A 14,754-nucleotide genomic window follows, 5' to 3' on the forward strand; every position below is an offset into this window, starting at 1 on the left:
GCCCGATTTGGCTTAAATGGCGGGTGCGGGAAAGCGCTGCGCCCAGTGGCGCGCGAGGTCGATGCGGCGGCACACCCAGACGTGGTCGTGGTGTTGGATGTGGTCCAGGAAGCGCTGCAGCGCCGTGATGCGGCCGGGACGGCCGAGCAGGCGGCAGTGCATGCCGATGCTCATCATCTTGGGCGCGTTGTCGCCGGCCGGGTCGCCCTCGGCGTAGAGCGCATCGAACGTGTCCTTCAGGTACTGAAAGAATGGGTCGGCGTGCGAGTAGCCCTGCGGCAGCGCAAAGCGCATGTCGTTCACGTCCAGCGTATAGGGCACGACGAGCTGGTGGTGCGCGCTGCCGTCGCTCTTGGCCACCTTCATCCAGAACGGCAGGTCGTCGCCGTAGTAGTCGCTGTCATAGGCAAAGCGCCCGTCATCGGCCACCAGGCGGTGGGTGCGGGGGCTGTCGCGCCCGGTGTACCAGCCCAGGCCGTGGTCGCCGCCGTGGCCGTAGAGCGTGTCGAAGATCTCCAGGCACTGCGCCATGTGGGCGCGCTCCACCTCCTCGGGCACGTTCTGGTAGTGGATCCACTTCAGGCCGTGGCAGGCCACCTCGTGCCCCAGCTCGGCGAAGGCCTGGGCCACCTCGCGGTGGCGCTGCAGCGCGGTGGCCACGCCGAACACCGTGAGCGGCAGGCCGCGCCTTTCGAACTCGCGCAGGATGCGCCACACGCCGGCGCGCGCGCCGTATTCGTAGATGCCTTCCATGCTCATGTGGCGCTCGGGGTAGGCGGCCGGGTTGAACATCTCGGACAGGAACTGCTCGCTGGCGGGGTCGCCGTGGAGCACGCAGTTCTCGCCGCCCTCCTCGTAGTTCAGCACGAACTGCACGGCCACGCGGGCGTTGCCAGGCCAGTGCGGGTGCGGGGGTGTGCGGCCGTAGCCGATCAGGTCGCGGGGGTAGGGCGCCGTCGTGTCGTAGGTCATGGCGATACGGAGGAAAGGGCCATCGAAAGGTCGTTGGTCGGCAGGTCGCGGTCGAAGGTCAGGCCCGCCTCCACGTTGTCCAGGTGCTGCTGCATCAGCTGCACGGCCTGCGCCGCGTCGCCCGCGGCCAGTGCCGCGACGATGGCGGCGTGCTCCTCGTGCGAATGCTCGGCGGCGGTGGTGGACTGGTACATCAGCGTGATGAGGGCGCAGCGCGAGATCAGCTCGCCCAGCAACTGGGCCAGCACGTCGTTGCCCATGAGTTCGGCCATGCGCACGTGGAAGTCGCCCAGCAGCTCGGTGCGCTGGCCCACGTCGTTGCCCTCCATGGCCTTCTTCTCGGCCGCCACATGGGCCTTCAGCGCGCGGATTTTCGCGGGCGTGCTCTGCGCCAGGAAGGCACGCACCATCTCGGCCTCCAGCATGCGGCGCACGGCGAACACCTGGCGCGCTTCCTGGACCGAGGGCGCGGCCACGAAGGCGCCGCGCGCGGGCTCCAGACGGATCAGGCGGTTCTGCGACAGCTGGAACAGCGCCTGGCGCACCAGCGTGCGCGACACGCCGAAATGGTCGGCGAGCTTCTGCTCGGCCAGCTTGGTGCCGGGCAACAGGCGGTGCTCGACGATGGCGCGCGTGAGGCTTTCGACGATGAAGCCGGTGGTGGAGGTTTCCATGCGGCCATCATAGTCGTGAAAGACAATTTTTGTATACAGTTTCTGTGGACTGTTAAATGCCTGGTGCGCTGCCGTTGAAGTGCTGGGCCACGAAATCAACGAAGGCCTTGACCCGCGCGGTGGCTGCATGCCGCTGCGGGTACACGGCGTGGATGTCCGCCGGCGGCGTGTCGTAGTCCCGCAGCACCTGCACCAGCCTCCCGCTGCGCAGGTAGCGAGCGATGTCCCATTCCGCGCGCATGACGATCCCCATGCCCGCCAGTGCCCAGTTCACAGCAATCTCGCCGTCGTTGGTGCTCAGGTGGTTGCGCAGCCGCACCGTCTCCTGCTTGCGGTGGCCGTTGAAGCGCCACACGCCGTGGGCGTCGTCGCCCTGGCGGATGTCGATGCAGTCGTGTTGCGGCAGCTCAGCCGGCCGCGTGGGCGTTCCGCGGCGCGCCAGGTAGGCGGGTGCGGCGCACAGCAGCCGCCGATTTGGGGCGAGGCGCCGCGCAATCACGCGCGCATCGGGCGGCTCGCCGAAGCGGATGCACACGTCGAACCCATCGTCCGCCAGCGGCGGTGGCTGCACCGACAACTGCAGCTGCAGTTGGATCTGCGGATGGCGGCGCACGAAGGCAGGCACCAGTGGCGCGATGTGGCTGCGCCCGAAGCCCAGGGTGGCGTTCACACGCAGCAGGCCCTGGGGCTCGGCCTGCATGTCGCTCACCAGTTGCTCCATGGCGTCGATCTCCGCCAGGATGCGGCGCGCGTGCCGCAGGTAGGTATTGCCCTCGGCCGTCAGGTGCAGTCGCCGCGTGGTGCGGCTGACCAGCTGCACGCCCAGGCGCGATTCCATCTGCGCCAGGCGCTTGCTGGCCGCCGCCGTGCTGATGCCCAGCTCTCGCGCGGTGGCCGACAGGCTGGCCCAGCGCGCCAGCAGGCTGAAGAAAGCCATCTCTGACGGGGCGGTGGAGGGGGTGCTCATTGTTGAATGAAAGTAAACAATGGCATCACTTTAACGCGGTGATATGTGGGCATGGCATCGCTAGATTCAGGGCCATGCCACGCATGTTGCGCGGCCTTCTGATTTGAGGAGCGAGCATTTCCATGAGCAAGACCTATCGCATTGCCTGCATCCCCGGCGACGGCATCGGCAAGGAGGTAATCCCCGCCGGCCAGGCCGTGCTGGAGGCATTAGCGGCATCCCAGCCGGGCCTGGGCTTTGCGTTCACCAGCTATGGCTGGGGCGGAGACTGGCATCGCGCGCACGGCGAGATGATGCCGGCCGACGGCCTGCAGGCGCTCAGGGACAAGGACGCCATCCTGTTCGGCTCGGCCGGCGACCCGCATATCCCCGATCACATCACGCTGTGGGGCTTACGCCTGAAGATCTGCCAGGGGTTCGACCAGTACGCCAACGTGCGCCCCACGCGCATCCTGCCGGGCATCGATGCGCCGCTCAAGCGTTGCGCGCCCCAGGACCTGGACTGGGTCATCGTGCGTGAAAACTCCGAAGGCGAATACGCCGGCGTGGGCGGCCGTGTGCACCAGGGCCATCCGCTGGAGGCCGCGACCGACGTGAGCATGATGACCCGCGCCGGTGTGGAGCGCATCATGCGCTTTGCGTTCAAACTGGCGCAGTCGCGTCCGCGTAAGCTGCTCACGGTGGTCACCAAGAGCAACGCCCAGCGCCACGCCATGGTGATGTGGGACGAAATCGCGGTGCAGATCAGCCGCGAATTTCCCGATGTGCGGTGGGACAAGGAACTGGTGGACGCGGCGACCGCGCGCATGGTGAACCGCCCCGCATCGCTGGACACCATCGTCGCCACCAACCTGCATGCCGACATCCTGAGCGACCTGGCCGCCGCGCTGGCGGGCAGCCTGGGGATAGCGCCCACCGGCAACATCGATCCCGAGCGCCGCTACCCCAGTATGTTTGAGCCCATCCACGGCTCGGCCTTCGACATCATGGGCAAGGGCCTGGCCAACCCGGTGGGCACGTTCTGGAGCTGCGTGATGCTGCTGGAGCACCTGGGCGAACACGCCGCCGCGCAGCGCCTGATGCGTGCCGTGGAGCATGTCACCGCCAACCCTGCGCTGCACACGGGCGACCTGGGCGGCCAGGCCACCACGCAGCAGGTCACCGATGCGGTGTGCGCCCAACTGGCGCAGCCGGTGGGACAGCAGGCAGCGCTGGCCTGAGCCGGTGGGCGGCACGCACCGCCCATGCGTTTTCATCACGACAACACAGGAGACAAGAGATGAGGAACCTTCGCAAACGCGCCCTGCTGGGTGCTTTGGCCGCCGCCGCGGCGCTCGCGTTGCCCGGCGCCTGGGCCCAGACCTGGCCCAGCCGCAGCGTGAGCATCATCGTGCCGTTCCCCGCGGGCGGAACTACCGACGTGCTGGCACGGGCGCTGGGGCAGGAGCTCTCCAAAACCCTAGGCCAGCCCGTGGTGGTGGAGAACAAGCCCGGCGCCGGCGCCACGCTGGGCGCTGACTATGTGGCCAAGGCCAAGGCGGACGGCTACACGCTGCTCATGGGTGCTGTGCACCACACCATCGCCACCAGCGTGTACCGCAAGCTGGGCTACGACTTTGAAAAGGACTTCGCTCCCATCACTACCGTGGCCCTGGTGCCCAATGTGCTGGTGGTGAATCCGCAGGTACCTGCCAAGACGGTGCAGGAACTGCTGGCACAGGCCAAGGCGCAGCCCGGCAAGCTCACCTACGGCTCTAACGGCACGGGCACGGGACAACACCTGATCGGCGCGCAATTCGAAGGCATGGGCGGCGTGCAGCTGCTGCACGTGCCCTACAAGGGCAGCGGCCCGCTGACCACCGACCTGCTGGGCGGGCAGATCAGCATGTCGTTCGACACCGTCACGCCGGTGCTGCCGCACATCAAGGCCGGCAAGCTGCGCGCGCTGGCCGTGACCACGGCCAAGCGCTCGGTGGCACTGCCCGACGTGCCCACGCTGGAGGAGGCGGGCCTCCCGGGCTTCGACATGGGGACGTGGTTCGGCATGCTGGCGCCAGCGGGCACGCCCAAGGACATCGTGGCGCGGCTGAACGCCGACATGGTGAAGATCATCCAGTCGCCCGAGTTCCGTAAGAAGATGGACGACATCGGCGCAGATCCCATCGCCAACACGCCCGAGCAGATGGCGCGTCAGATCAAGGACGATACGGCGCGCTTTGCGCGACTGGTCAAGGAAGCCAAGGTTTCGCTGGATGGACGGTAGGGCTTGTGCCGGCCGCGTGCTTTGGATAATGCGCGGCGGAGACAACGACCCATGACCATGACAGCCCCAGACCCCTTGCGAGACCCTCAAGCCTTCCTGCTGCACCTCTACCGCGTGGCGGTGCAGCGCGCCCAGCCCTTGCACAGCATGGCGCAGCATCTGCCGCCGCCACCCAAGGGGCGCACCGTGGTGCTGGGCGCGGGCAAGGCGGGTGCCTCCATGGCGCAGGCGCTGGAGGCGCTGTGGCCGCAGGATGCACCGCTGTCGGGGCTGGTGGTCACGCGCTACGGCCACATACCGCCGCGGCCCGAGGGGTTGGCGCAGCGCCTGGAAGTCGTCGAGGCCGCGCACCCCGTGCCCGACGCGGCGGGCCTGGCCGCGGCCGAGCGCATCCTGGCGCTGACCCGAGGGCTGACCGAAGACGACCTGGTGCTGTGTCTCATCTCGGGCGGTGGCTCGGCGCTGCTCACGCTGCCGGCCGAAGGCATCACGCTGGAGGAGAAGCAACGCATCAACCGCGCACTGCTGGAAAGCGGCGCGGCCATCGGCGAGATGAACTGCGTGCGCAAGCACCTCTCGCGCATCAAGGGCGGTCGCCTGGCGGCAGCCTGCGCGCCGGCGCGCGTCGTCACGCTGACCATCAGCGATGTGCCGGGGGACGACCCTTCCGTGATCGCCAGCGGCCCCACGGTCCCCGACGCCAGCACCTGCGCTGACGCGCTGGACATCCTGGCGCGCTACCGCATCGACATTCCCGCCGCCGTGCACACAGCGCTGCAGGCCGGTGCACTGGAAACCCCCAAGCTCGGCGATGTCCGCTTTGCCGGCCATGCGGTGCACATGATCGCGACGCCCCAGCAGTCGCTGCAGGCAGCGGCGGATGCGGCGCGCGCGGCGGGGGTGGCGGCGTACATCCTGTCCGACGAGATGGAGGGCGAGTCGCGCGAGGTGGGCAAGGTGCACGCCGCGCTGGCGCGTGCGGTGGCGCGCCACGGCCAGCCGTTTTCGCGGCCGTGCGTGATTCTTTCGGGCGGCGAGACCACCGTCACCGTGCGCCCGCGCGCCCCGGGCGCGCCGAAGGGGCGCGGCGGCCGCGCGGGCGAGTTCTGCATGGGCCTGGCGCAGGCGCTGCAGGGGCAGGAAGGGGTGTGGGCGCTGGCGGCCGATACCGACGGCATCGACGGCGTGGAAGACAACGCCGGCGCACGCGTGGCACCCGACACGCTGGCGCGCGCGGCGGCGCAGGGCGCACGCATCGGCGACCATCTAGACCGCAACGACGCCTACGGCTACTTCGAGCGGCTGGGCGATCTGGTCGTCACGGGGCCCACGCACACCAATGTGAACGACTTCCGCGCGCTACTTGTTTTGTAGCTTGCCGCGCCTGCTGTTGCTGGATTTCAGATACGAATGCATCTGAATGCGGCTTCTATCAGGCGCTGGCAGCTCACTTTTTTGATCTGCTGGCGCGGGCGCGCCCTGTCTGAGTGCGCGCGGCCTGCCGGCTGTTCCCCATCAGGCGATCCGCGCGGGAACTGTCCTGGATGGCGCACCAAAGGACGTGGCGTTTATCGCGTACAAAAGTTGTATACACTTTGTTCGTAGGGACGGGGAGCGTATCACTTGCCTGCCCATTCGCCAGCGGATTCCTCATCACCATCGGCGGGCCGCGGCTTGCCATTGCAGGAGACTTCACCATGGGCCTCAGCACCCACGTTCTTGACACCATGCACGGTTGCCCCGCGGCGGGCATGGTGGTGGCGCTGTATGCCACGCAGGGTGACCAGGCCACGCTGGTCAAGCGCCTGGTGCTCAACCCCGATGGGCGCACCGATGCGCCGCTGTTCGACAACGCCAGCCTGCGCACCGGCACCTACCGGCTGACGTTTGATGTGGGGGCGTATTTCAAGGCGAAAGGCGTGATGCTGCCCGAGCCCTCATTCCTGGACCGCGTGAGCCTGGACTTCGGCATCGCCCACGCCGACCAGCATTACCACGTGCCGCTGCTGGTCAGCCCCTGGAGCTATTCCACCTACCGCGGGTCCTGATGCTGCAAGCCCGCGCTGTGTGCCGCGCGGCGCAGGGCAAGGCGGAGCTAATTCCTTGCGAGTCGCGCATGCCTGCTTTGGGCGGGCTGCGGCGGTGCAGATGCCCGCAGTCGCTACGGCTATTGCTGCGCTTCGCGCCTTGCAAACCAGGGCGCGCGCCATCGCAGAGGCCTGTGCGGCGGCGTCTTAGAGCTGGCCCTCGGTCAGCGTGTCGAGCTGAAAATTCCCGGACTTGTCCCACAGCCAGGTGTCGGTGTAGGTCACGCGCGCCATGCGCGTGGGCACGGGGAAGGGCGCTGCCGCGCGCACCGTGCGTTCGATCTCGGCCACCACGTCGGGCGCATGGCGGGGCGCACGCATCCAGCGCAGCGAAGTCACGCGGCCCGCGCGGTCGATGTCCACCTCCAGCACGCCAATGGCGTGCAGCAGCGGCGGTAGCTTGCCCTTGTAGATGCGCGCTGCATTCAGGCCATAAATGTGGCTGGCGGCATCCTGCCGGTAGGCGCGCGGGGTGGCCGCGGAGGACGCGCGTGCCGAGCCCTGGGCGGCCGGCACCGGACCGGTGACGCGCGCGTCGCTGCCCGGTAGGCGCGAGTCCTGGGCGGAGGGCGCCTCGGGCCCCGACTTGCAGGCCGAGACGATCGCCGCGACCAATGCCATCACCCCGGCGGGCAGCCACCACGTTCGGCGCGCACGGGATGCACGCTGGGCCGAAGAGGACGGGGCAGAAGGCAGCTGTGGCATGGTGTTTGTCGCTATGCTGTACCGCGGCCACGACCGAGGCGGTGGCGCGCATGAATCAAGCTGGAGGAATCAGCGAGTGAAGGCATTGGACTGCCTGCTGGAGCGTATCAAGACCGCACCCGCCTGCCTGGTGACGGTGGAGTCTACCCAAGGCTCGGCGCCGCGGGAAGCCGGGGCATGGCTGGCGGTGTTCGCGGTGGGCGACGACTTCGTCGGCACCATCGGTGGCGGCCATCTGGAACTGCAGGCGCTGCGCGAAGCGCGTGAACGCCTGGCGGAGCACCTGGCTGGCAACCCTTCGCGCATGCCGCGCGTGCGACATGCGCTGGGCCCCAGCCTGGGGCAGTGCTGCGGCGGCGTGGTGCAGCTGCGGTTTGAATGCGTGGGGGCTGCTGACGCGCCGGCCTTGCGCCAACGTCTGGCGCCGCGGCTGCAGCCGGTGGCGCTTTTCGGCGGCGGCCATGTGGGGCATGCGCTGGCGCGGGTGCTGGCGCCGCTGCCGTTTGCGCTGCACTGGATCGACAGCCGCGATGGCGTGTTCCCGCCGCAGGGGGACGGCGCGTCCGTGGTCTGTGAGCAGTCCGACCCGGTACAGGCGGCCGTGCCGGGTGTGGCACCGCAGTCCTTCGTGCTCATCATGAGCTTCAGCCACGCGGAGGATCTGGACATCGTGGCGGCGTGCCTCGCACGGCAGCGGGCGCGCGGCGATCTGCCGTTCATCGGCCTGATCGGCAGCCGCACCAAGTGGGCCACCTTCCGGCACCGGCTGGCGGCGCGGGGGTTCTCGGATACCGAGCTGGCGCAGGTGACCTGCCCGATCGGCGTGCCCGGAATCGCCGGCAAGCAGCCCGAGGTGATCGCCGTGGCCGTGGCCGCGCAGTTGCTGCAGCGGCTGGCCTGAGATTGCGTATAAAAATGGCTGCTGGCGCTTATGGAGCGAGCGCCAGCAGCTATTAATACAGGAGTTGCGTGGGTCACGCCAGCGTATAGGCCGTCTTCACCGTCGTGAAGAACTCCTGCGCATAACGGCCTTGTTCCCGCGGGCCGTAGCTGGAGCCCTTGCGCCCGCCGAAGGGCACGTGGTAGTCCACCCCGGCCGTGGGCAGGTTCACCATCACCATGCCCGCCTGTGCATGGCGTTTGAAGTGCGTGGCGTATTTCAGGCTGGTGGTGGCAATGCCGGCGGACAGGCCGAATTCGGTGTCATTCGCCACGGCCAGGGCTTCGTCGTAGTCGCGCACGCGGATCACGCTGGCCACGGGGCCGAACACCTCTTCGCGGTTGATGCGCATCGCCGGCGCCGTGTCCACGAACAGCGCGGGCGCCATGAAGAAGCCTTCGTTGCCGCTGCCCGTGTGGCAGGCCACGCGCAGGCCGCCGGCCGCCAGCACGCCGCCCTCGGCCTTGGCGATCTCTACGTACGACAGGTCTTGCTCCAGCTGCGCCTGGCTCACCACAGGGCCCACGTCAGTGCCCGTGGCCAGCGCATCGCCCACTTTGATTTTCGCCATGCGTGCCTGCAGCGCCTCGATGAACTTCGGGTAGATGCCCTGGGTGACGATCAGGCGGCTGGACGCCGTGCAGCGCTGGCCCGTGGAATAGAACGCGCTCTGTGCGGACAGCTCCACTGCCTGCGCGAGGTCGGCATCGTCCAGCACCACCTGCGGATTCTTGCCGCCCATCTCCAGCTGCACCTTCTTGCCGTTCTGCACGCACGCCTGGGCGATGCCGCGGCCCACGCCGACCGATCCGGTGAAGCTGATGGCGGCCACGCCGGGGTGCTGCACCAGCGCCTCGCCGATCACGCGCCCGCGGCCCATCACCAGGTTGAACACGCCGGCGGGGATGCCCGAGCGGTGGATGATCTCGGCCAGCGCCCACGCACTGCCGGGCACCAGGTCGGCGGGCTTCAACACCACGCAGTTGCCGAACGCCAGGGCCGGCGCGATCTTCCAGGCGGGGATGGCAATGGGGAAGTTCCACGGCGTGATCAGACCCACGACGCCGATGGGCTCGCGCGTGACCTCCACGCCGATGCCGGGGCGCACCGAGGGCACGGTCTCGCCCGCCAGGCGCAGGCATTCGCCGGCGAAAAACTTGAAGATCTGCCCGGCGCGGGCGACTTCGCCGATGCCTTCTGCGCGGGTCTTGCCTTCCTCGCGCGCCAGCAGTGCGCCCAGCTCCTCGCGCCGCGCGAGGATTTCATTGCCGATCTTGTCCAGCGCATCGTGGCGCGCCTGGATGCCCGACGTGCTCCATGCGGGGAAGGCAGCGGTGGCGGCCGCCACGGCGGCGTCCACGTGCGAGGCGTCGCCCTGGGCGTATTCGCCCACCACATCGGCCAGGTTGCTGGGATTGGTGTTGGGTGCGGCCTGGGACGTGGAAACCCATTCGCCGTTGATGAGCAGGCCGTGGGGGGAGGAAGCAGACATGGGAATCCTTGGGAAGTGTGTGGACAGAGGGAGAGGCGGGCACGGCCGTGAAGGCGCGCCATTTGAAATATTGGAACACTAATATATTAGTGCACGAATGCGAGAATCCACGTATGCCCATACTGACCAAGTTCCGCCTTGACCGTTCGCGCCTGGCCGCCCCGCAGGTCTTCGAAAGCCTGCGCGAGGCCATTCTGACGCTGGAGCTGGTGCCCGGCGCGATGCTGGTGCGCAGCGACCTGGCCGGGCAATTCGGCGTGAGCCAGACGCCCATCCGCGAGGCGCTGCTGCGCCTGGAAGAGGAGGGCCTGGTGGAAGTCTTTCCCCAGCACGCCACGCTGGTCAGCCGCATCGACGTGGCGGCCGCGCGCGAAGCGCACTTCCTGCGCCGCTCCATCGAGCTGGAGATCGTGCGCACGCTGGCGCTGCAGCCGCCCCCCGGCCTGGTGGTGCAACTGCAGGCGCAGTGCGCACTGCAGGAATCGCTGGCCGCCGCGCAGCGCTATGACGACTTTCTGGGAGCGGACCATGGCTTTCACCGCCTGATGTATGAGGCGGCCGGCGTCATGGGCCTGTGGGCGCTGGTGCGCCGCTACTCCGGCCATGTGGATCGCTTGCGCCGCCTGCACCTGCCCACCGCAGGCAAGACGGGCGTCATCATGCGCCAGCATCGGGCCATCCTCGACGCCATTGACCGGCAGAACGCTCCCGCGGCCCAGGAGGCGTTGCGCGAGCACCTGTCGGGCACGCTCAGCGCGGTGGACAACGTATGCGCCCAGCATCCGGATTACATCCTGCAGGGTTAGGGACAATCCCTGAGCCATTTCAGCGGCCGTTGCCAGAAAAGTGCATACACTTCCTGTTCACAAAACGGGTCGCAGCGGTGCCCCGGCAGCTTCCTGCCACGGTGCGCGGCCCCTCTTTTTCTGCTCAGAGCGCCCGCAGTGGTGAGCAGCTTGCAGGCGGCCCGCCGGGCCGCCAAGGTTGAAACACGATGGAAAGCTACTTCCTCGACTGGGCCAATCTGCTGCTGCGCTGGCTGCACGTCATCACTGCCATCGCCTGGGTGGGCTCCTCGTTCTACTTCGTCTTTCTGGACAGCAGCCTCACGCCGCCGGTCGACGAGGACCTGAAGCGCCAGGGCGTGAACGGCGAGCTTTGGGCTGTGCACGGCGGGGGCTTCTACCACCCGGTCAAGTTCAACGTGGCGCCCCCGAAGCTGCCGGACCATCTGCACTGGTTCTTCTGGGAGAGCTACACCACCTGGCTCAGCGGCTTTGCGCTGCTCACGGTTTCGTATCTGTGGAACGCGGGCATCTACCTGGTGCATCCGGCCGACCCGCTCATGTCGCCCGCCATGGCCATCGCGGCGGCACTGGCCTTTCTGGTGGTGTTCTGGCTGCTGTACGACGGCATCTGCCGCGTGTTCGGCCAAAAGGCCAACGGCGATGCCATCGTGGGGACGCTGGTGCTGGTCCTGGTGTGCATCGCCGCGTGGCTGGCCTGCCGCATCTTCCCCGGCCAGGCGGCTTTCCTGCTGATGGGCGCGATGCTCGCCACTTCGATGAGCGCCAACGTGTTCTTCTGGATCATTCCCGGCCAGCGCAAGGTGGTGGCGGCACTGAAGGCCGGCCAGCCGGTGGACCCGGTGCATGGCAAGCGCGGCAAGCAGCGCAGCGTGCACAACACGTACTTCACGCTGCCGGTGCTGTTCGCCATGCTCTCCAACCACTACGGCTGGCTCTACAACCATGGGCAGAACTGGCTGGTACTGATCCTCATGATGTTCGCGGGCGCGGCCATTCGCCAGTTTTTCGTGATGCGCCACGGCTACAAGCTGGGCCGCAACGGCCATCCCTGGCCCTATGCGGCCGTGGGCGTGGTGGTGCTGGTGGGCGTGGTGGTATGGCTCAAGCCGGCTGCGCCGGCCGTGTCCGCCGCCGCGCCGGCCGCCGCAGGCTACGAACAACTGCACGCCGTCATACAAAAACACTGCGTGGTGTGCCACAGCGCCAACACCATCGCGCAGAAGAACGTGAAGTTCGACACCCCGCAGGACGTGAAGAGCCACGCGCAGCAGATCTACCAACAGGTGGTGCAGCTGCGCAAGATGCCATTTGGCAACCCGGGCGCACTGTCCGACGAAGAGCGCGAAACCTTCAAACGCTGGTACGAAAACGGCGCCAGCATCGCGCCCTGACGCCCCCCGGTATTGCGGGCATCATCCGGGGCCATGCACCTTTACCGATCTGCGCTCCTGCGCTTTGCCGATGACGGCACGGCCCTGTACGAAGAAGACGGCCTGTTGGCCACCGCGCCCGATGACCAGGGCGTGCAGCGCGTGCACGCCGCCGGCGCGTGGCGCGCGCTGGCGCCCCTCTATCTTCCTCAGGCCTCGCAGCCGGTGACCCACTGGCCCGGCCGCATCATTGCACCGGGCTTCGTGGACATGCATGTGCACTACCCGCAGCTAGACGTGATCGGCTCGCCCGCCGAAGGCCTGCTGCCCTGGCTGGAGAACTACACCTTCCCGCACGAGTCGCGATTCGCCGATGCCGGCTACGCCGCGGGGGTGGCGGGCTTTTTCCTGGATGAGCTGCAGCGCAACGGCGTGACCACGGCGCTCACCTTCGCCACCTCGCATCCGGGCTCGGTGGATGCGCTGATGGCGCAGGCACAGGCGCGGCGGCTGCGCCTGATTGCCGGCAAGGTGCTGCAAGACCGCCACTCGCCCGACGGCGTGCGCGACGCGACCGAGCAATCCCTCATCGACACCGAAGCGCTCATCCAGCGCTGGCACGGCAAGGGGCGGCTGGGCTATGCGATCACGCCGCGTTTTGCCCCCACCAGCACGCCGCAGCAGCTGAGCGGCGCGGGTGCTCTGGCCGCGCGCTACCCCGACGTATGGGTGCAGTCCCATGTGGCGGAGAACCAGCAGGAGATCCGCTGGGCGCAGGAGCTGTTCCCCGGCACGCGGAGCTACCTGGATGTGTATGCCCGTGTCGGCCTGCTGCGTGTGCGCGCGGTGTACGCGCATTGCATCCATTTCGACGACGAGGACCGCGCCGCCATGCGCGAGAGCGGCGCGGTGGCTGCCGTGTGCCCCACGAGCAACCTGTTCCTGGGCAGTGGCCAGTTTGACTTTGCGGGCGCGGACCGCATGGGCTTCGGCTACGGCTTGGCCAGCGACGTGGGCGGCGGCACCAGCTTCAGCCCTTTCCACACGATGCTGGCCGCGTACTACGTAGGCCGGGAGGGGCAGACCAAGACGGGACTGAGCCTGGCGCCGCAACGGCTGTGGTGGCTGCATACCGCCGGCGCCGCGCGGGCGTTGGGGTTGGATGGCGTGGTGGGCAACCTGCAGCCGGGTTGCGAAGCCGACTTCGTGGTACTGAATCCTGCGGCGACCCCGCTGCTGGCGCGGCGCACGGCGGGCGCCGCCCACCTGGACGAACTGCTGTTCGCGATGATCGTGCTCGGCGACGACCGTTTGATCGAGCGCACTGTCATTGCATGAAATATTTGCCTCTGACGCTTATGTATCAAGCGTCAGCAGCTATCATTTAAGTAGCTTTCATTCGCCTAGAATACGCGCCAGGAGTACCCCATGAGCATCAAGAGCGACAAATGGATCCGCCGCATGGCCGAGCAGCACGGCATGATCGAGCCGTTCGAGCCCGGCCAGATCCGGCAGCAAGACGGGCGCAAGATCATCAGCTACGGCACCAGCAGCTACGGCTACGACATCCGCTGCGCGCGTGAATTCAAGGTCTTTACCAACATCCACAGCACCGTGGTGGACCCGAAGAACTTCGACGAAAAGAGCTTCGTGGACTTCGAGGGCGACTACTGCATCATCCCGCCCAACAGCTTCGCGCTCGCGCGCACCGTGGAGTACTTCCGCATCCCGCGCGACGTGCTCACCGTCTGCCTGGGCAAGAGCACCTATGCGCGCTGCGGCATCATCGTCAACGTCACGCCGTTCGAGCCCGAGTGGGAAGGCTACGTGACGCTGGAGTTCTCCAACACTACGCCGCTGCCCGCCAAGATCTACGCGGGCGAGGGCTGCGCGCAGGTGCTTTTCTTCCAGGGTGACGAGGAATGTGCCGTGAGCTACAAGGACCGCAACGGCAAATACCAGGGCCAGCACGGGGTGACGCTGCCCAAGGCCTGAAGGACCTGCCAGAAGGACCGCGGCCTGGACCGTGGGGTGCGCGCCGGCGCCTGCGCCGGCGCTTGCCGCCGTCCTACACGCAGGCTGGCCCTGCGCCGGTGGTACGGCTGCGTGGCGCTGCCTAGGATGGCTGCAGTGTTTCAGGAGTACTGCATGTCCCGCCCCATCCATGATCCCGCCTCCCCCGCTGCGCCCCGGCCATGGGATCCGCCCGTGAAGTCTGCGTCGATGCCCAGCCTCTGGATGTGGCTGGGTGCCGCCATCGTCATCCTTGCGCAGTTGTGGGTGCTGCAGGCGGTGGTGGAACGCCACACGCACCAAGCCCACGAACGGATGGCGAAGTACGTCAACCACACGCTGCAGCCGCGCCCGTCGCAGGACATGTTGCTGGCAGCGCAGTAGTGCGCGGCGCGAAATCCCGAGGGTGCCGCCGCGGGCGTAACATCGGCGGCTGGTGCGTCGTGCACGCAGGAGATCACC

Annotated in this window: 15 protein-coding genes; 10 read left to right on the forward strand and 5 right to left on the reverse strand. The window is 67.8% G+C overall.

Annotation, left to right across the window (positions count from 1 at the left end; genetic code table 11):
* Window positions 1–12 precede the first annotated feature (12 nt).
* Genes puuE through DTPSY_RS05175 form a run of 3 tightly spaced genes read right to left on the reverse strand, consistent with a single transcriptional unit; the run spans window position 13 to window position 2,613 of the window.
* Window positions 13–972 carry an allantoinase PuuE gene (gene puuE, locus DTPSY_RS05165; RefSeq protein ID WP_015912747.1) on the reverse strand — a complete coding sequence of 320 codons (960 nt, stop codon included), beginning with the start codon at window positions 970–972 and terminating at the stop codon, window positions 13–15.
* Window positions 969–1,646: a GntR family transcriptional regulator gene (locus tag DTPSY_RS05170; protein WP_011804551.1), complete on the reverse strand. Its 678-nt coding sequence runs from the start codon at window positions 1,644–1,646 to the stop codon at window positions 969–971. Before DTPSY_RS05170 ends, puuE begins: the two co-directional genes overlap by 4 nt.
* Before the next feature lie 52 nt (window positions 1,647–1,698).
* Window positions 1,699–2,613, reverse strand: a complete 915-nt coding sequence (locus DTPSY_RS05175; protein ID WP_015912748.1) for a LysR family transcriptional regulator — start codon at window positions 2,611–2,613, stop codon at window positions 1,699–1,701.
* A 122-nt stretch (window positions 2,614–2,735) separates the two neighbouring features.
* Between DTPSY_RS05175 and DTPSY_RS05180 the strand changes: the two genes are divergently transcribed.
* The 4 genes from DTPSY_RS05180 (at window position 2,736) to uraH (ending at window position 6,924) form a co-directional block, all read left to right on the forward strand.
* Window positions 2,736–3,833 (forward strand): tartrate dehydrogenase, encoded by a 1,098-nt coding sequence (locus DTPSY_RS05180; RefSeq protein WP_015912749.1) that lies wholly within the window; start codon window positions 2,736–2,738, stop codon window positions 3,831–3,833.
* Between the two features lie 59 nt (window positions 3,834–3,892).
* Window positions 3,893–4,876 carry a tripartite tricarboxylate transporter substrate binding protein gene (locus DTPSY_RS05185; protein ID WP_015912750.1) on the forward strand — a complete coding sequence of 328 codons (984 nt, stop codon included), beginning with the start codon at window positions 3,893–3,895 and terminating at the stop codon, window positions 4,874–4,876.
* Window positions 4,877–4,927: 51 nt separating this feature from the next.
* Window positions 4,928–6,250 carry a glycerate kinase type-2 family protein gene (locus tag DTPSY_RS05190; protein ID WP_015912751.1) on the forward strand — a complete coding sequence of 441 codons (1,323 nt, stop codon included), beginning with the start codon at window positions 4,928–4,930 and terminating at the stop codon, window positions 6,248–6,250.
* A gap of 323 nt (window positions 6,251–6,573) precedes the next feature.
* Window positions 6,574–6,924: a hydroxyisourate hydrolase gene (gene uraH, locus DTPSY_RS05195; RefSeq protein ID WP_011804556.1), complete on the forward strand. Its 351-nt coding sequence runs from the start codon at window positions 6,574–6,576 to the stop codon at window positions 6,922–6,924.
* 186 nt (window positions 6,925–7,110) lie between these two features.
* On the opposite strand, the gene DTPSY_RS05200 is transcribed toward uraH, so the two are convergent.
* A complete protein-coding gene (locus tag DTPSY_RS05200; RefSeq protein WP_015912752.1) occupies window positions 7,111–7,584 on the reverse strand; it encodes a hypothetical protein in 474 nt (157 codons plus the stop codon).
* A gap of 160 nt (window positions 7,585–7,744) precedes the next feature.
* On the opposite strand from DTPSY_RS05200, the gene xdhC reads away from it, so the two are divergent.
* On the forward strand, window positions 7,745–8,569 hold the full coding sequence (gene xdhC, locus DTPSY_RS05205) for a xanthine dehydrogenase accessory protein XdhC (RefSeq protein WP_015912753.1): 825 nt from the start codon (window positions 7,745–7,747) through the stop codon (window positions 8,567–8,569).
* A gap of 73 nt (window positions 8,570–8,642) precedes the next feature.
* On the opposite strand, the gene DTPSY_RS05210 is transcribed toward xdhC, so the two are convergent.
* Window positions 8,643–10,100 carry an aldehyde dehydrogenase family protein gene (locus DTPSY_RS05210; RefSeq protein WP_015912754.1) on the reverse strand — a complete coding sequence of 486 codons (1,458 nt, stop codon included), beginning with the start codon at window positions 10,098–10,100 and terminating at the stop codon, window positions 8,643–8,645.
* 113 nt (window positions 10,101–10,213) lie between these two features.
* On the opposite strand from DTPSY_RS05210, the gene DTPSY_RS05215 reads away from it, so the two are divergent.
* The 5 genes from DTPSY_RS05215 to DTPSY_RS18360 all read left to right on the forward strand — a co-directional run bounded on the left by DTPSY_RS05215 (window position 10,214) and on the right by DTPSY_RS18360 (window position 14,676).
* On the forward strand, window positions 10,214–10,906 hold the full coding sequence (locus DTPSY_RS05215; RefSeq protein WP_015912755.1) for a GntR family transcriptional regulator: 693 nt from the start codon (window positions 10,214–10,216) through the stop codon (window positions 10,904–10,906).
* A 188-nt stretch (window positions 10,907–11,094) separates the two neighbouring features.
* Window positions 11,095–12,300 (forward strand): urate hydroxylase PuuD, encoded by a 1,206-nt coding sequence (locus DTPSY_RS05220; protein ID WP_015912756.1) that lies wholly within the window; start codon window positions 11,095–11,097, stop codon window positions 12,298–12,300.
* Between the two features lie 33 nt (window positions 12,301–12,333).
* Window positions 12,334–13,617 (forward strand): guanine deaminase, encoded by a 1,284-nt coding sequence (gene guaD, locus DTPSY_RS05225; protein WP_015912757.1) that lies wholly within the window; start codon window positions 12,334–12,336, stop codon window positions 13,615–13,617.
* A 90-nt stretch (window positions 13,618–13,707) separates the two neighbouring features.
* Window positions 13,708–14,274 carry a dCTP deaminase gene (gene dcd / locus DTPSY_RS05230; protein WP_011804563.1) on the forward strand — a complete coding sequence of 189 codons (567 nt, stop codon included), beginning with the start codon at window positions 13,708–13,710 and terminating at the stop codon, window positions 14,272–14,274.
* Between the two features lie 153 nt (window positions 14,275–14,427).
* On the forward strand, window positions 14,428–14,676 hold the full coding sequence (locus DTPSY_RS18360) for a hypothetical protein (protein WP_015912758.1): 249 nt from the start codon (window positions 14,428–14,430) through the stop codon (window positions 14,674–14,676).
* The last annotated feature ends 78 nt before the right edge of the window (window positions 14,677–14,754 follow it).

Source organism: [Acidovorax] ebreus TPSY (genome assembly GCF_000022305.1).
GTDB classification, from domain to species: domain Bacteria; phylum Pseudomonadota; class Gammaproteobacteria; order Burkholderiales; family Burkholderiaceae_C; genus Diaphorobacter; species Diaphorobacter nitroreducens.